Annotated in this window: 10 protein-coding genes; 7 read left to right on the top strand and 3 right to left on the bottom strand. The window is 74.7% G+C overall.

Features of this window, described 5'->3' with window-relative positions:
• Positions 1-8 precede the first annotated feature (8 nt).
• The 3 genes from ACFOW4_RS25150 to ACFOW4_RS25140 all read right to left on the bottom strand — a co-directional run bounded on the left by ACFOW4_RS25150 (position 9) and on the right by ACFOW4_RS25140 (position 2822).
• The gene (locus tag ACFOW4_RS25150; RefSeq protein WP_377531998.1) at positions 9-986 is read right to left on the bottom strand and encodes a carbohydrate kinase family protein; all 978 of its coding nucleotides are present in this window, start codon (positions 984-986) and stop codon (positions 9-11) included.
• Positions 987-1164: 178 nt separating this feature from the next.
• Complete coding sequence (gene erpA / locus ACFOW4_RS25145) at positions 1165-1533, bottom strand: iron-sulfur cluster insertion protein ErpA (RefSeq protein ID WP_242793048.1); 369 nt, start codon at positions 1531-1533, stop codon at positions 1165-1167.
• Between the two features lie 149 nt (positions 1534-1682).
• The gene (locus tag ACFOW4_RS25140; RefSeq protein ID WP_377532128.1) at positions 1683-2822 is read right to left on the bottom strand and encodes a glycerate kinase; all 1140 of its coding nucleotides are present in this window, start codon (positions 2820-2822) and stop codon (positions 1683-1685) included.
• 68 nt (positions 2823-2890) lie between these two features.
• On the opposite strand from ACFOW4_RS25140, the gene nadA reads away from it, so the two are divergent.
• The 7 genes from nadA (at position 2891) to ACFOW4_RS25105 (ending at position 14727) form a co-directional block, all read left to right on the top strand.
• Entirely contained in the window at positions 2891-4087 is a 1197-nt protein-coding gene (gene nadA, locus ACFOW4_RS25135) for a quinolinate synthase NadA (protein ID WP_377531995.1), read from the top strand.
• A 212-nt stretch (positions 4088-4299) separates the two neighbouring features.
• Entirely contained in the window at positions 4300-5655 is a 1356-nt protein-coding gene (murA, locus tag ACFOW4_RS25130) for a UDP-N-acetylglucosamine 1-carboxyvinyltransferase (protein WP_377531993.1), read from the top strand.
• Between the two features lie 74 nt (positions 5656-5729).
• Positions 5730-6323: a DUF3043 domain-containing protein gene (locus tag ACFOW4_RS25125; protein WP_377531990.1), complete on the top strand. Its 594-nt coding sequence runs from the start codon at positions 5730-5732 to the stop codon at positions 6321-6323.
• A gap of 134 nt (positions 6324-6457) precedes the next feature.
• Positions 6458-7030 carry a helix-turn-helix domain-containing protein gene (locus ACFOW4_RS25120; protein ID WP_377532125.1) on the top strand — a complete coding sequence of 191 codons (573 nt, stop codon included), beginning with the start codon at positions 6458-6460 and terminating at the stop codon, positions 7028-7030.
• A 72-nt stretch (positions 7031-7102) separates the two neighbouring features.
• Positions 7103-8014 (top strand): LysR family transcriptional regulator, encoded by a 912-nt coding sequence (locus ACFOW4_RS25115; protein ID WP_377531986.1) that lies wholly within the window; start codon positions 7103-7105, stop codon positions 8012-8014.
• 149 nt (positions 8015-8163) lie between these two features.
• Positions 8164-8904 carry an SDR family NAD(P)-dependent oxidoreductase gene (locus tag ACFOW4_RS25110; protein WP_377531983.1) on the top strand — a complete coding sequence of 247 codons (741 nt, stop codon included), beginning with the start codon at positions 8164-8166 and terminating at the stop codon, positions 8902-8904.
• Between the two features lie 444 nt (positions 8905-9348).
• The gene (locus ACFOW4_RS25105; protein WP_377531981.1) at positions 9349-14727 is read left to right on the top strand and encodes a WG repeat-containing protein; all 5379 of its coding nucleotides are present in this window, start codon (positions 9349-9351) and stop codon (positions 14725-14727) included.
• Positions 14728-14766: the final 39 nt, after the last annotated feature.

The following is a 14766-nucleotide window of genomic DNA, read 5'->3' as shown; positions in this document are numbered from 1 at the left end:
GCGCGCCGCTACGGGAGCAGGTGCGGGCGGACCTCGTCGGCGGCGACGTCGCCGTAGGACTCGGCCAGGCGCTTGACGAACAGGTCGCGGCGCACCTCGTACTCCTGGGTGCCGACGGTCTCCAGGACCAACGTGGCCAGCAGCGAGCCGACCTGGGCGGCGCGTTCCAGGCCCAGGCCCCAGGAGAGCGCGGTGAAGAAGCCGGCCCGGAAGCCGTCGCCCACCCCGGTCGGGTCGACCGCGCGGATCTCCCGTGCGATCGGCACGTGGATCGGGTCGAAGTCGCGGCCGGCGATCTCCACGCCGTGCTTGCCCAGCGTGGTGACCCGCACCTTGACCAGGTCCAGCAGTTGGTCGTCGCTCAACTGCGCCTTGCTCTGCAGCAGCGACTTCTCGTAGTCGTTGGTCATCAGGTACTCGGCGCCCTCGATGAGCGCCACCACGTCCTCGCCGCCCATCCGGGCGAGCTGCTGGGACGGGTCGGCGGCGAAGGCGTACCCCCGGGTCCGGCACTCGGCGGAGTGCCGCAGCATCGCCTCCGGGTCGTTGGCGCTGACCAGCACCAGGTCGAGCCCGCCGAGACGGTTGGCGACCGGGGCGAGCTCGATGTTGCGCGCCTCACTCATGGCACCGGCGTAGAAGGACGCGATCTGGCACATGTCGGTGTCGGTGGTGCAGACGAACCGGGCGGTGTGCGCCACCTCGCTGACGTGCACCGAGTCGCAGTCCACGCCGTGGCGCTCCAGCCAGGAGCGGTAGTCGGCGAAGTCCGCGCCCACCGCGCCGAGCAGCACCGGGCGCAGCCCGAGCTGCCCCATGCCGAAGGCGATGTTCGCCGCCACCCCACCGCGACGCAGCACCAGGTCGTCCACCAGGAAGGAGAGGGAAACCTTGTGCAGCTGGTCGGCGATGAGCTGGTCGGCGAAGCGACCCGGGAAGCTCATCAGGTGATCGGTGGCGATCGAGCCGGTCACGGCGATCTTCATGTCAACCCTCGGGGTCGGGAGCAGGGCGCCGGTCAGCCTACCGGCCCGGCAAACCGTCAGTGTCCGGTCGGTCGGACAACGGCAACGCCCCGGCCACCCTCCTGGCCGCGGGATCGGCCGGACATACGACGGCGGGGCCGCCCCGAAGGACGGCCCCGCCGGTGGTGCGTGGTGCGACTCAGCTGAACGAGTCGCCGCAGGCGCAGGAGTTGCCCGCGTTGGGGTTGTCGATGGTGAAGCCCTGGGCGTCGATCCGGTCGGCGAAGTCGATCGTGGCGCCGGCCAGGTACGGGGCGCTCATCCGGTCGACGACGACCTCGACGCCGCCGAAGTCGGTGACGACGTCACCGTCGAGCGAACGCTCGTCGAAGAAGAGCTGGTACCGCAGGCCGGAGCAGCCGCCCGGCTGCACCGCGACCCGGAGCCGCAGGTCGTCGCGGCCCTCCTGCTCGATCAGGGCCTTGACCTTCTGCGCCGCGACGTCGGTGAGGACGACGGAAGTAGGGGCCTTGGCCTCGGTCGACTCGGTCTGCGCTGGCGTGGTCACGTGGAAGTCTCCCTGCGCGGTATGGGTCCGGACGCACTGGCCAACATCGCGCGTCGTCCAGTGATTCCCGGTGTGGTCCTGATCCCGATCGTACGCCGCCCCGGGCCGCCGCACCCGGGTGGCGTGACCGGCGGCGCAGGTGGGCGCGCTCAGCGGCTCCACTGCCGGGCCAGTCGGGCGCCCAGCTCGCGCAGCCCGTCCGCTGGTCGGCTCATGGCGGCGTCGAGCCCACCGCCCTCTTCCCCGCCGAAGTGCTCGACCAGGCTGTACGCGTCGGTGACCCCGGCCGAGGCCGCCTCCCGCCGGCCGGTGCTCACCCGGCCGGCCACCACCACGCAGGGCACCCCCCGGTCGCGGGCCGCGGCGGCCACCCCGGCGACCACCTTGCCTCGCAGCGACTGGTGGTCGAAGGAGCCCTCACCGGTGATCACCAGGTCGGCGGTGTCCAGCGCACGGTCCAGTCCGGTGGCCCGGGTGACCAGGCCGATGCCGGACTCGCAGCCGCCGCCGAGGGCCAGGATGGCCGCGCCGATCCCACCGGCCGCCCCGCCGCCGGGCAGCGTGCCGATGGACGCCGGACAGCCGGGCAGGTCGCGCTCCAGCACCTGGGCGAAGCGCTCAAGCGCGGCGTCGAGCAGCAGCACGTCGGCCCGGTCGGCGCCCTTCTGCGGGCCGAACACGTTGCTCCCACCGTGCAGGCCGAGCAGCGGGTTGTCGACGTCGGTGGCGGCGACCAGCCGGGCGCCCCGCAGTCGGGGGGCGCCGTCCAGCGCGGCCACCGCGGCCAGGGCCGCCCCGCCGTAGGGCAGCGCCGCCCCCGTGCCGTCGAGCGGGGTCACACCCAGCGCGGTGAGCATGCCGGCGCCGCCGTCATTGGTGCCGGAGCCGCCGAGCCCGATCACCACCGTCCGGGCGCCGCTCTCCACCGCGGCGGTGACCAGCAGGCCCAGACCGTACGAGGTGGTGCTCTTCGGGTCACGTTCGTCCGCTTCGAGCAGGTGCAGCCCGCACGCCTGGGCGCTCTCCAGGTAGGCGGTCGCGCCGTCGGCGGTGAGCAGGATCTCACCGGGCACCGGCCGGCCCAACGGGTCCACCGTCGGCACCGGCAGCCGCCGGCCGTCGAGGGCGTCGGCGAGCACCTCGACGAAGCCCGGCCCGCCGTCGGCGAGCGGCCGGATGAGCAGGTCGTCCCCGCCCGACACGGTGCGCCAGCCGGCGGCCACCGCGGCGGCCACCTCGGGTGCGGGCAGGGTGCCGGCGAACTTGTCCGGACAGAGCAGCACGCGCATGCCGAGCAGTGTGGCAGCACACACCGACCGACGCTGCGCCGCGCCCGCGCTGTGGGAGCATGGGGTACGTGACTTCGACCTGGCTGGAACCCTCCAACACCGCGACGGCACTGCTGCTGCTCGGCCGGGGCAGCGACCCCGCCACCGAGCGCGGCGTGGAGTGTCCGGGCGACCTGCCGGCGCCCAGCGACCCGGACCTGGTGGCGCGCGCCACGGCTGCGAAGGCGAAGCTGGGCAGCAAGGTCTTCGTGCTGGGGCACCACTACCAGCGCGACGAGGTGATCCAGTTCGCGGACGTGACCGGTGACTCGTTCAAGCTGGCCCGGGAGGCCGCGGCCCGCCCGGACGCCGAGTACATCGTCTTCTGCGGCGTGCACTTCATGGCCGAGAGCGCCGACATCCTGACTTCCGAGGCGCAGCGGGTGATCCTGCCGGATCTCGCCGCGGGCTGCTCGATGGCGGACATGGCGGTGCTGGGTCAGGTCGAGGCGGCCTGGGACACCCTCACCGAGCTGGGCATCGCCGCCGACACGGTGCCGGTGACGTACATGAACTCCTCGGCCGACATCAAGGGCTTCGTCGGTCGGCACGGCGGTGTGGTGTGCACCTCCTCCAACGCCAAGCGTGCCCTGGACTGGGCGTTCGAGCAGGGGTCGAAGGTGCTCTTCCTGCCCGACCAGCACCTCGGCCGCAACACGGCGGTGCTGGAGATGGGCCTGTCGCTGGACGACTGCGTGCTCTACGACCCGCACAAGCCCAACGGCGGCCTCACCGCCGAGCAGCTGCGGGACGCCAAGATGATCCTCTGGCGCGGGCACTGCTCGGTGCACGGCCGATTCACGCTGGAGAGCGTCGAGGACGTCCGGCAGCGGGTGCCCGGGGTGAACGTGCTGGTGCACCCGGAGTGCCGGCACGAGGTCGTCACGGCCGCCGACTTCGTCGGTTCCACCGAGTACATCATCAAGACCATCGAGGCGGCCCCGGCCGGTTCGGCGTGGGCGGTCGGCACCGAGCTGAACCTGGTCCGCCGGCTGGCGCTGGCGCACCCGGACAAGCAGATCATGTTTCTGGACAAGGCGGTCTGCTACTGCTCGACCATGAACCGGATCGACCTGCCGCACCTGGTCTGGGCCCTCGAAGAGCTGGTGGCCGGCCGGGTGGTCAACCAGATCACCGTCGACCAGGACACCGCGCACCACGCCCGGGTGGCGCTGGACCAGATGCTCGCCCTGCCCGGCGCGGACACCCCGCCGGTCGCGGTCTGATCACCGTACGTAGCCCCCTTGGTACGCAAAAGTGCCGGATCACCGATTAGTGCCCCTCACGCCGGTGTGACCGAGTCCTTTTCCGTCACCGAGGGCTATGCTGCCGGAGCGACGACGCAAGCGGGCCGTTTCGACATGGCCGCATCCGGGGTAGCGAGAGAGTTCGCGCGCCCCACCAACAACACGGCAGCACCGACGCGCTGGAGGTTGCGTTGACCGACGACGTCCTGGTCGTGCACGGAGGTACTCCGCTCGAAGGGCGGATCCGCGTGCGCGGCGCGAAGAACCTGGTCTCGAAGGCGATGGTCGCCGCGCTGCTCGGCGACAGCCCGAGCCGGCTGTTCGACGTGCCGAAGATCCGTGACGTCGAGGTGGTCCGAGGTCTGCTCGGGCTGCACGGCGTCAAGGTGAGCGACGGGGACGAGGACGGCGAGCTCGTCTTCGACCCGGCGAACGTGGAGAGCGCCAGCACCGACCAGATCAACGTGCACGCCGGCTCCAGCCGGATCCCGATCCTGTTCTGCGGCCCGCTGCTGCACCGGCTCGGGCACGCGTTCATCCCGGACCTGGGTGGCTGCCACATCGGGCCGCGCCCGATCGACTTCCACCTCCAGGCGCTGCGCGAGTTCGGCGCCACGGTCGACAAGCGGCCGGAGGGGCTGCACCTGTCCGCGCCGAACGGGCTGCACGGCACGAAGTTCGCCCTGCCGTACCCGAGCGTCGGCGCCACCGAGCAGGTGCTGCTGACCGCGGTGATGGCCGAGGGCGTCACCGAGCTGCGCAACGCGGCGGTGGAGCCGGAGATCATCGACCTGATCTGCATCCTGCAGAAGATGGGCGCGATCATCAAGGTGCACACCGACCGGGTGATCGAGATCCAGGGCGTGAAGAAGCTGCACGGCTACACGCACCGGCCCATCCCGGACCGGATCGAGGCGGCGAGCTGGGCGGCGGCGGCGCTGGCCACCCGCGGCCACGTCGAGGTGCTCGGCGCGCAGCAGGCCGACATGATGACCTTCCTCAACATCTTCCGCTCGGTCGGCGGCGAGTACGAGGTCACCGACACCCGGCCGCCGAAGCTGGGCGACCCGGGCCAGGAGGGCGGCATCCGGTTCTGGCACCCGGGCGGTGAACTCAACGCGGTCGCGCTGGAGACCGACGTGCACCCCGGCTTCATGACCGACTGGCAGCAGCCTCTCGTGGTGGCGCTGACCCAGGCGCGGGGCCTGTCGATCGTCCACGAGACGGTCTACGAGCAGCGGCTGGGCTACACCGAGGCGCTGAACTCGATGGGCGCCAACATCCAGGTCTACCGCGACTGCCTGGGCGGCACCCCGTGCCGCTTCGGCCGGCGCAACTTCAAGCACTCCGCGGTGATCGCCGGGCCGAGCAAGCTGCACGCCGCCGACCTGGTCATCCCGGACCTGCGGGCCGGCTTCAGCCACCTGATCGCGGCACTCGCCGCCGAGGGCACCTCCCGGGTGTACGGCGTCGACCTGATCAACCGGGGCTACGAGGACTTCGAGGCGAAGCTCGCCGACCTCGGCGCGCACGCCGAGCGCCCGTAACCTCGAACACCTTCCGTTCGCGCCCGGTGCACCGCGATGTGCACCGGGCGCGAGGCGTTGGCTACCCTTGCCGCGTGCCGTCGCTGTTTCGCCGCAAGCCCACCGACCTCGTCGACGAGGCCGTCACGTCCGTGACGCCCGAGGAGACCTCCGCGCGCCCCCGGGCCTACACCCCGGCCAAGGGTCGGGAGACGCCGAAGCGGCCGGTCGCCGGTCGCCGGCCCGCCGGCCCCACCCGCCCCCTCACCAAGGAGGAGGAGCGGGAGCGCCGCCGGCAGCTGCGCGCCGAGGCCGCGTCGGAGTTCCGCCGCGAGGGCGGCCCCCGCGACCGCGGGCCCGAGCGGTTGCTGGCCCGCAACGTGGTGGACTCCCGGCGTACCGTCGGCACCTGGTTCTTCGGCGGCGCGCTGATCGTGCTGATCGGCTCGAACTCGGCCATGCCGCCGCTGGTGCGGCTGATCTCCAACGTGCTCTGGGGCGCGCTGGCACTCGGCGTGCTGGTCGACTCGGTGCTGATCTGCCGCAGGATCGGCAAGCTGGTCCGGGAACGCTTCCCGAAGACCGACCAGCGGATGGGCTCGCTCTACCTGTACGCGGTCATGCGCTCGATCACCTTCCGGCGGATGCGCGCCCCGGCCCCGCAGGTCGCCATCGGCGACAAGGTCTGACCCGGGCCTAATCCCGGCTCGCCGCCGTCCGCGGCGCGACCAGGGCCGCTTCGCAGGCGGCAGCGTTGTACCGTACGGCGGTGTTCACCATGGTGAGCACCGCCGCACTGCTCGTCACACCGAACAATGATCCGATGAGCGAACACACGCCCGCCGAATCGGCTCCCCCGCTGGCCATCATCGCCGCCGCGCTGCGACGCGAACGGGAACGGGTCGGCATCTCGCCGACCGAGCTGGCCCGCCGGGCCGGGGTGGACAGCTCCACCCTGTCCCAGATTGAGTCCGGGACCGGCAACCCGAGCGTGGAGACGCTCTGGGCGCTCAGTGTGGCGCTGGGCGTGCCGTTCGGCCGACTGGTCGAGCCGACCGACGAGGGCGTGCGGGTCATCCGGGCCGGGGACGGTCCGCAGGTCCGCTCGGAGCAGGCCGACTTCACGGGCACGCTGCTCAGCGCGGGCCCGGCGCACCTGCGGCGGGACCTCTACCTGATCGAGTTGGAGCCGGGCGCGGTCCGCACCGCCGACGCGCACACCCCGCGCAGCGTCGAGCACGTAGTGGTCGCCGCCGGCCGGCTGCGGGTGGGCCCGGAGACCAGCCTGGTGGAGCTCGGCCCCGGCGACTACGCGACGTTCCCCGGCGACGCGCCACACCGCTACGAGGCGCTGACACCCGGCACCCTCGCGGTGCTGGTCATGGAGCACCCCTGACCGGTGTGCGCCAGCGGACCGCCGGTGGCCCGTTGCGGGAGGCGGCGTCGGCGAGCGTGGTTCCATGGGCGCGTGGAACTGCGCGAGATGCGGGCATTCGTCGTGGTCCTGGAGGAGGGCAGCCTCTCCGGGGCGGCACGGCGGCTGCACGTGAGCCAGCCCGCCCTGTCGCAACAGGTGAGCGGACTGGAACGGCAGTTGGGGCTGCAACTGCTGGTGCGCACCAGCACCGGCGTACAGGCCACCGAGGCCGGCATGACGCTGCTGACCGAGGCGCGCGCGGTGCTCGCCCGGTACGACCAGGCGGTGGCCGCCGTCACCCGGCACACCGGGGCGGGCGACAGCGTGCTGCGGCTCGGGGTCCCGCTGGAACTCCCCGCCCACCTGCTGACCGGCCCGCTCGCCGCGCTGGCCGAGTCCTACCCGGCGACCCGCGTCCAGGCCCTGCACATGTCCACCGCGGCCCAGATCGCCGCGCTGCGCGTCGACGAGCTCGACGTGGGCCTGGTGCGGGAGCACCCGATCGGCCCCGACCTGGACGCCACGCTGGTCCTGGAGGAGCGACTGGGGGTGCTGCTCGCCGCCGACCACGCGACGAGGCTCGCCGGGCCGGACGGGGTCCGCCTGGACGCCCTCGTCGGGTTGGACTGGGTCGGTTTTCCCCGTTCGGGGAGCCCCACCTGGTACGACGAGGTCACCGCGATCCTGCGCGGTCACGGACTGGACCTCGGCCTCGTCGCCCCGGAGGGGCAGGAGCTGATCGCACCGGTGAAGCTCGCCGCCGTGATCGCCGGCGGGGCGTTCGCGCTCGCGCCGCCGAACTGGCAGCAGCCCGTCCCGGAGTCGCTGGCCTGGGTGCCCCTGGCCGGAGGTCCCCTGGTGCGGCGTACCTGGGCGGCCTGGCCGGCCAGTTCACGTCGACGCGATCTCGGTCACCTGGTCGCCGCTCTGGAGGACCGGGCGCCGGAGCAGGCAGGCGAGTAGACCGGCTGGCGCTTATGGCGGCCATAAGCGGCCCCACCAGCCCGGCGGGAAAGCCTCACCCCCCGCGCGACTTACACCCATCGGTCGGGACAGAGCGCCCCGACTGAAGCTGTTGCTTCGTGCGACACGAGATGTGGGTGGAGTAGATCATGGAACTGCAGGGAATGGCCGCGTTGGTGACCGGTGGTACCAGCGGCATCGGCCGGGCGGCCGCTGTGGCGCTGGCCCAGCGGGGTGCCCGCGTGGTGATCTCCGGGCGGGACGCGGGCCGGGGCGACGAGGTGGTCCGGGAGATCCGCGCGGCTGGCGGCGAGGCGGACTTCCTGGCCGTCGACCTGCGCGACGAGGCTTCGGCCCGGGCGCTGGCCGGCCGGGCCAGGGAACTGGTCGGCGAGGTGGACATCCTGGTCAACAACGCCGGTGTCTACCCGTTCGGCCCGACCGAGCAGACCACCGGGCAGGACTTCGACGCGGTGTACTCGCTGAACGTGAAGGCCCCGTTCTTCCTGGTCGCCGAGCTCGCGCCGGACATGGCCAAGCGCGGCCGTGGAGCGATCATCAACGTGACCACGATGGTTGCCGAGTTCGGTGCCGCGGGGATGGCCCTCTACGGGTCGAGCAAGGCCGCACTGGTCCTGCTGACCAAGTCCTGGGCCGCCGAGTACGGCCCCTCCGGGGTGCGGGTCAACGCGGTGAGCCCCGGGCCGACGCGTACCTCCGGTACCTCCGGAATGGGTGACGACCTCGACCAGCTGGCCGCCCAGGCTCCGGCCGGCCGCCCCGGCTCGGCCGAGGAGATCGCCGAGGCGATCGCCTTCCTGGCCACCGACCGGGCGAGCTTCGTACACGGGGCGGTGCTGCCGGTCGACGGCGGCCGGGTCGCGGTCTGAGGCTGGCCGCTTCCGTCGCGCCGGCCCGTCGCACGCCCTCGTGCGGCGGGCCGGCGCGCGGCCACCTCCGCAACGGACGATGGCGGCGGTGGAACCGGCCCGCGGCGTTGGACGACAGGTAGGTATTCTCGAAAACCGGTTATGGCCCAAATGTCCGAAACCGTGGGATAACGTTTGCGCGCATGGGCGGTGCCACAGTGGCGGTTACCGAGCCGACGCCGTTACCCTCCATCCGCAGCCACGCCCTGCCGGAACGGGCGACTCCACCGGCACGCGAGGCGCCCAGCGCGACAATTTGCAACGAGGTGACAACGCCGTGAGCGAGCGGACGCGAGCCGGCCACCGGGGCGCGGCCGGCGGCGGCCGTACGCCCAGTGGTCACCGTGGCCGGCTGGCTGACGGTTCGGCCCGGCCAACGCGCGGGCGCGGCGACGGGTTCCGCGAATGACCGGCCGCTACAGCGATCGGTGGCGGGACCCGAACGAACCGTCCTGGGTGGTCGAACCGACCACCGAGTGGGACCCGCAGTTCCCCGGCCAGCGTTACCCGGGCGACATCGGCGTGCAGTACTCCCCGCCCCCACCCTCACGCGGCCGAGCGGCCGTCGTCGGCCGCGCCGACGTACCCCCGCTCGCCCCCACCCGCCCCGACGGCACCTACCTCGGTCGGTCCTGGGCCGACGAGCCCTCGCCCGAGGGGGCCGCGACCTACGGCCGGTCCTGGTCCGACGACTCGCCCGTCGAGGCGCCCGCCCACGGCCGGTCCCGGACCGACGCGCGCCCCGCCGAGACGAACGGCTACGGCCGGGACGACCGACGCGACGACCACGAGCCCTACCGCCGGCCGCCGACCGAACCCGGCCGGCACGACGAGCGGCGGCCCGCCCACCAGCCCGAGCCCGACCGGCGGACCTCCTGGGCCGACCGGCGGTCCGCCGAGGAGCGCACACCGCCCCGGGAGGCCGCCTGGCACCGGGACCAGCCCGGCCCGGAGCGCCACGACAGCCGGCGGTCCCGGCCGGAGCCCACCCATCGGGACCGGCCCTACCCGGCCCCGCCGGTCTCTCCGGCCCCCCGCGTCGAGCCCGGCTGGGTGGCGGAGCCGGACGAGGCCCCGCGCCGCCGGGGCACTCAGGAGCGACCGCCGGGTGGTCGCGACCGGCACCCCGTCGACGGGTACGACGCACGACCGGGACGGCCCCACGACGGACGGGCCACCGACGGCTGGCGGGCCGACGAGCCGGCTCAGCGACCGGCGGACGCGCGCGCCTTCTACCGCCACGAAGTCGTCCCCGAGCACGGCGACCTCCGCCGCGCGCCGTCGTCCTCAGAGCACGGCGACCCGCGCCGCGCGCCGGCTCCCGAGCACGGCGACCCGCGCCGTGCGCCGTCGTCCTCAGAGCACGGCGACCCGCGCCGCGCCTCGGCTCCGGGGCACGGCGACCTCCGTCGCGCCGGGTCCTACGAACACGGCGACCCGCGCCGCGCGCCGTCGTCCTCCCCGCACGGCGATCCGCGCCGCGCCGTCGACGAGGCCCGGCCGGCCGCGCGGGCAGGCGGGGACGCCCGGATCGCACCGGCGACGGAGCATCGGTACCGACCAGACGAGGTGACCAACGCACCGCCGACAGCGGACGGTGGACGCCGCCGCCGGCCCGACTCGGAGCTGCCGGGTCAGCCGCACCGTGACGGGGACCGGCGTGGACCCGACAGCGACCCGCGTCGGCAGGCTCCGGCGCCTGCGGCCCGCGCCGAGGCGTACCCGGACCGGCACCCGCACGAGGGCGCCCCCTCCGACGAGAGGCGCCCGCAGGCGTACCGCGAGGACGCCCGGCCGGAGGCCTACCGCGAGGGCCGCCCGTACCCCGCCCACGAGCCGGACGGCGGCCTGCCCTGGCCGCCGCCGGGCCCGGTGCGGCCGGACCGCACCCGCGAGGTGGGCCATCAGGCCGACCCGCGCCGCACGGGTGAGCCGGAGGCAGTGCCCCGCCCGTCCGCCCGCCCCGGCACGCCGCCGCCCGCACCCTCGCGGTACGACGACCGACCCGTCCGACCCGCCGCCGAAGCCCGGCCGGCGCCGGCCACGGCCGGTCGGGCGCCAGCCCCCGTCACCCCGGACCGCCCGGTCCCGGCCGCGCCCGCCGCGCCGGTTCCACCCGCAGCGCCAGTCTCGCCAGCGGCGCCTGTCTCGCCGGCCGCACAGGTCCCGCCCGCAGCGCGGGTTCCATTGGCAGCGCAGGTCTCGCCGGCAGCGCCCGTCGCACCGGCAGCGCCCGTCGCACCGGCAGCGCCCGTCGCACCGGCAGCGCCCGTCGCACCGGCCGCGAACGCTCCGCACGCCGCGAGCGGCCGCGACCGGCCGGTCTCCGCCGCCCCGGTCTCCCCCGCCGCCCCGGACCGCGGCCGGTCGGGCCCGGTACCGCCGCTCCACCCGGAGCGCCCGGTGTCGTCCGTCCCGGTGTCTCCCGCGCTGGACGCGACCGACTCCGTTCCGCCGGCCGCGCGGCTCCGACTGGAGTTCCTGCCCGCGCCGGTCGACCCACCGGTGGTCGACGAGCCCCCGACACCACCGGAGCCGGCACCCACCGCCCCGCCGCGCTATCCGGGCAACGTCGAGCGACCGGCCGAGCAGCGGCGGGCCGAGGACCCGCGCCCGGCCGGCGAGCCGTTCGCCGCCCCCGACGCCGGTGCGTCTCCCACCCGACGTGCTGTCCCGACCCCGCCGGACAAGCGACCGCTGACCCGCCCGCAGGTCGCGCCACCGACGAGCTGGCAGGCCTCGGCGCCGCCCGTCTCGGCATCGCCCGTCTCGGCGCCGCCCGTCTCAGCGCCGCCCGCCTCGGCATCGCCCGCGACTCGTCCGACGGCGACACCGCCGGCCGAGACCGCGCCGGCACTGCCGCTGGCTCCCGGCATGCCGCGCGTGTACGTGCCCCCGCCGCCGTCGGAACCGCCGGCCACGGACCCGCCGGCCCAGCCCGGGCCGGCGCTGCCGCTGGCCCCCGGGATGCCGCGCGTCTACGTGCCCCCGCCGCCCTCGGAACCGCCGACGCCGGCCGCAGCCGAGCCGCGGGCGACCACGGGCACCGGCGGGCCCGAGGCCTGGTTCCGGCCCGCCCAGCCGGTCGAGGACGAGCCGACGGCGGACAGCCGGCCCGCGGACGCGACCACGGACCGGTCGACCGAGCAAGGCGGTACGGACTCCACCCGCCCGACGACCGGGTCGGCGGACGCCACGACGACAGGCCCGGCCGCCGGACCCGGTTCGCCTGACGCGGGCGAGCTGACGCCCGCAACCTGGGTCGAGGCCGCCGCCCCGCCCATCCGGCCGGTGTCCGCGCCACCCGTCTCCGCGGCGCCTTCCCCGCCACCACCCGTCACGGCACTGCCCGTCTCGGCGCCACCCGTCTTCGCGCCGCCCGTCTCGGCACTGCCCGTCTCGGCGCCGCCCGTCTTCGCGCCGCCCGTCTCGGCACCGCCGGCGCAGTCGACCTCCGACGCTCCTGGCGCATGGTCGGGCGGGGATCTCCCGTACCCGGAACCGGCCGTTGAACCCCGCCCGGCGGCACCGGATCCGTACCACCCGGTCTCCGCACCGCCGGCCCGGCCGACCTCCGGCGCATCCGCCGCCCGGGTCGACGACATCTACACCGACGCGGAACCACCGGCGCCGACGCAGGCAGACCGGCCGGTGTCCGCTCCCCCGGTGCCGCCGGTGTCCGCACCTCCGGCGCAGGCCGTCTCCGGCGTACCCTCCGACTGGGCGGACGCCGACCCGGAACCGGACGACACACACCACCCGGTCTCCGCGCCGCCGGTCCGACCCACCTCAAGCCCACCCGCCAGTTGGACCGACGCCGACCACACCGACCCGGAACCGTCAGTCGGGCGGACGGCGCCGCCGAGCCCGATGGAGCGGCCGGTCTCCGCGCCGCCGGCCCGGCCGGTCTCCGGCGCACCCACCAGTTGGACGGACACGGATCCGGAGCCGGCCGACGCACACCACCCGGTCTCGGCACCACCGGTCCGGCCCACCTCCGGCCCACCCGCCGCCTGGTCGACCGAACACCTCGCCGACGCCGCGCCGATCGACCGACCGATGTCCGCGCCACCGTCGGCCGGACCCCCGCCCGCCGCACCGACGCCGGACCCGCCCGCGCCGCACGACCGGGAAGCACGACACGACCGGGACGCGCCAACCGACCGCGAGACGCCACAGGACCGGGACACACCACACGACCGGGAGGCGCCACCCGACCGGGAAGCTCCAACCGACCGGGAAGTGCCAACCGACCGCCACGAGGACCGCCTGGAACCGATCCTTGACCCGGCGCCAACGCCGGTGTCCGCGCCACCGGCACCCTCCGCGTCCGTGGCACCCGCCGCAACCGTGCCCGCACCACGGACCGCGTCCGATTCATCCGGGAACACGGCGCCGCCCGCCCAGGTGAGCGTCGCACCGGCGGGGGCGCCGACGGCAACCGCTGCGACGGCGAGCGCGCCGGCGGCGACCGTACGCCCGGACGTGGACCACGGCGACCCGGAGCAGATCCTGGCGGCCTACCGCTGGCGGTTGGACCCGGTGAGCCTGCGGGAGGTGCTGGAGCAGCCGGACGAACTGCGGACGATCCGGCGCCGGCTGACCGAGAAGCTGGGCGCGTCCATCGACAACCGGGCGCGGGCCCGGCTGCTCAGCCTGCGCGCGGTGGTGTCACGGATCCTCGGTGACCTGGACGACGCCCTGGCCGACGGCCGGCTGGCCCTCACCTACGCCGAGGCCACCGGCGAGCTGCGGCGCACCGCCCTGGCCCAGGCCCGGCTGGCGCACGTGCTGCGCTGGCGGGGCGACTTCGCCGAGGCCGACCAACTCTTCGCCGAGGCCAACTCGACCGAGCTGCCCGACCGGCTGCGCGCCGCGCTGCACGAGCACGCCGGCCGCTCCTGTTACGACCAGGGTCGCCTCATGGAGGCCAGCCACCACTTCGAGCGGGCCCTCGACCTGCGCGGCGCGGACGACACCGAACTGCTGGCCCGGATCCGGGCGGGTCTGGACGCGGTCGCGACCAAGGCCGCGACGGAGGGCTTCGGGCCGTACCCCCGGAGTCGGGACGAGGTGCTGGAGCGTGAGCGGCCCCCGGCGCCCGGGCGCGACGGGCCGCTGTGGGGGTACACCGACCCGAACGGCGACCTGGTGATCCCCGCCGAGTACGCCGAGGCGCAGCCGTTCCACGACGGACTGGCCTGGGTACGCCGGCCGGAGAGCGACCGGTGGGCGCTGATCGACCTGACCGGTACGACGGTGCTGCCGGCGTCGTACCGCGCGGTCCGCCCGTTCAGCGACGGCCTGGCCTGGGTGGTCGGCGACGACGGCGGTTGGTCGGCGATCGACGACCGGGGCGTGGAGCAGGTCCCGGCCGGCTTCGCCGACGTGCGGCCGTTCCGCCGGGGGGTGGCCGCGGTGCGCCGGGAGGGGTGGGGTGCGGTGGCCGCGAACGGGCGGATCATGGTGCCCACCCGCTACCACGGCTTCGACACGGTGCTGGCCGACGGCCGGCAGGTCGACGGCTTCACCGACGAGGGTCTCGCGGTGGTCGAGGTGTCCGGTCGCCGGGGCGTGGTGGACCGCACCGGCGCCGTGCTCGTCGCGCCGGCACATCCGCTGCTGGTCATCCACCCGGTGGCGTTCCTGGTGGGCACCGCGACCGGTCGGTGGGGTGCGCTGGACCGGCGGGGCGAGCCGCTGATCGACCCGGTGCACCGCGACCGGGACGAGGTGGTGGCCGAGATCGAACGGCTGCTCACCGACACCGTTCCCGTGCTCTGACCGACGGCCGCTCGGCGACCATGATCGGGCGGGGCTAGG

It is taken from the genome of Micromonospora sp. GCM10011542 (genome assembly GCF_042650685.1).
In the GTDB taxonomy this organism is placed as follows: Bacteria; Actinomycetota; Actinomycetes; order Mycobacteriales; family Micromonosporaceae; genus Micromonospora.
Note: the sequence above shows the minus strand (reverse complement) of the source record. Positions and strands in the feature narration are given on the sequence as shown.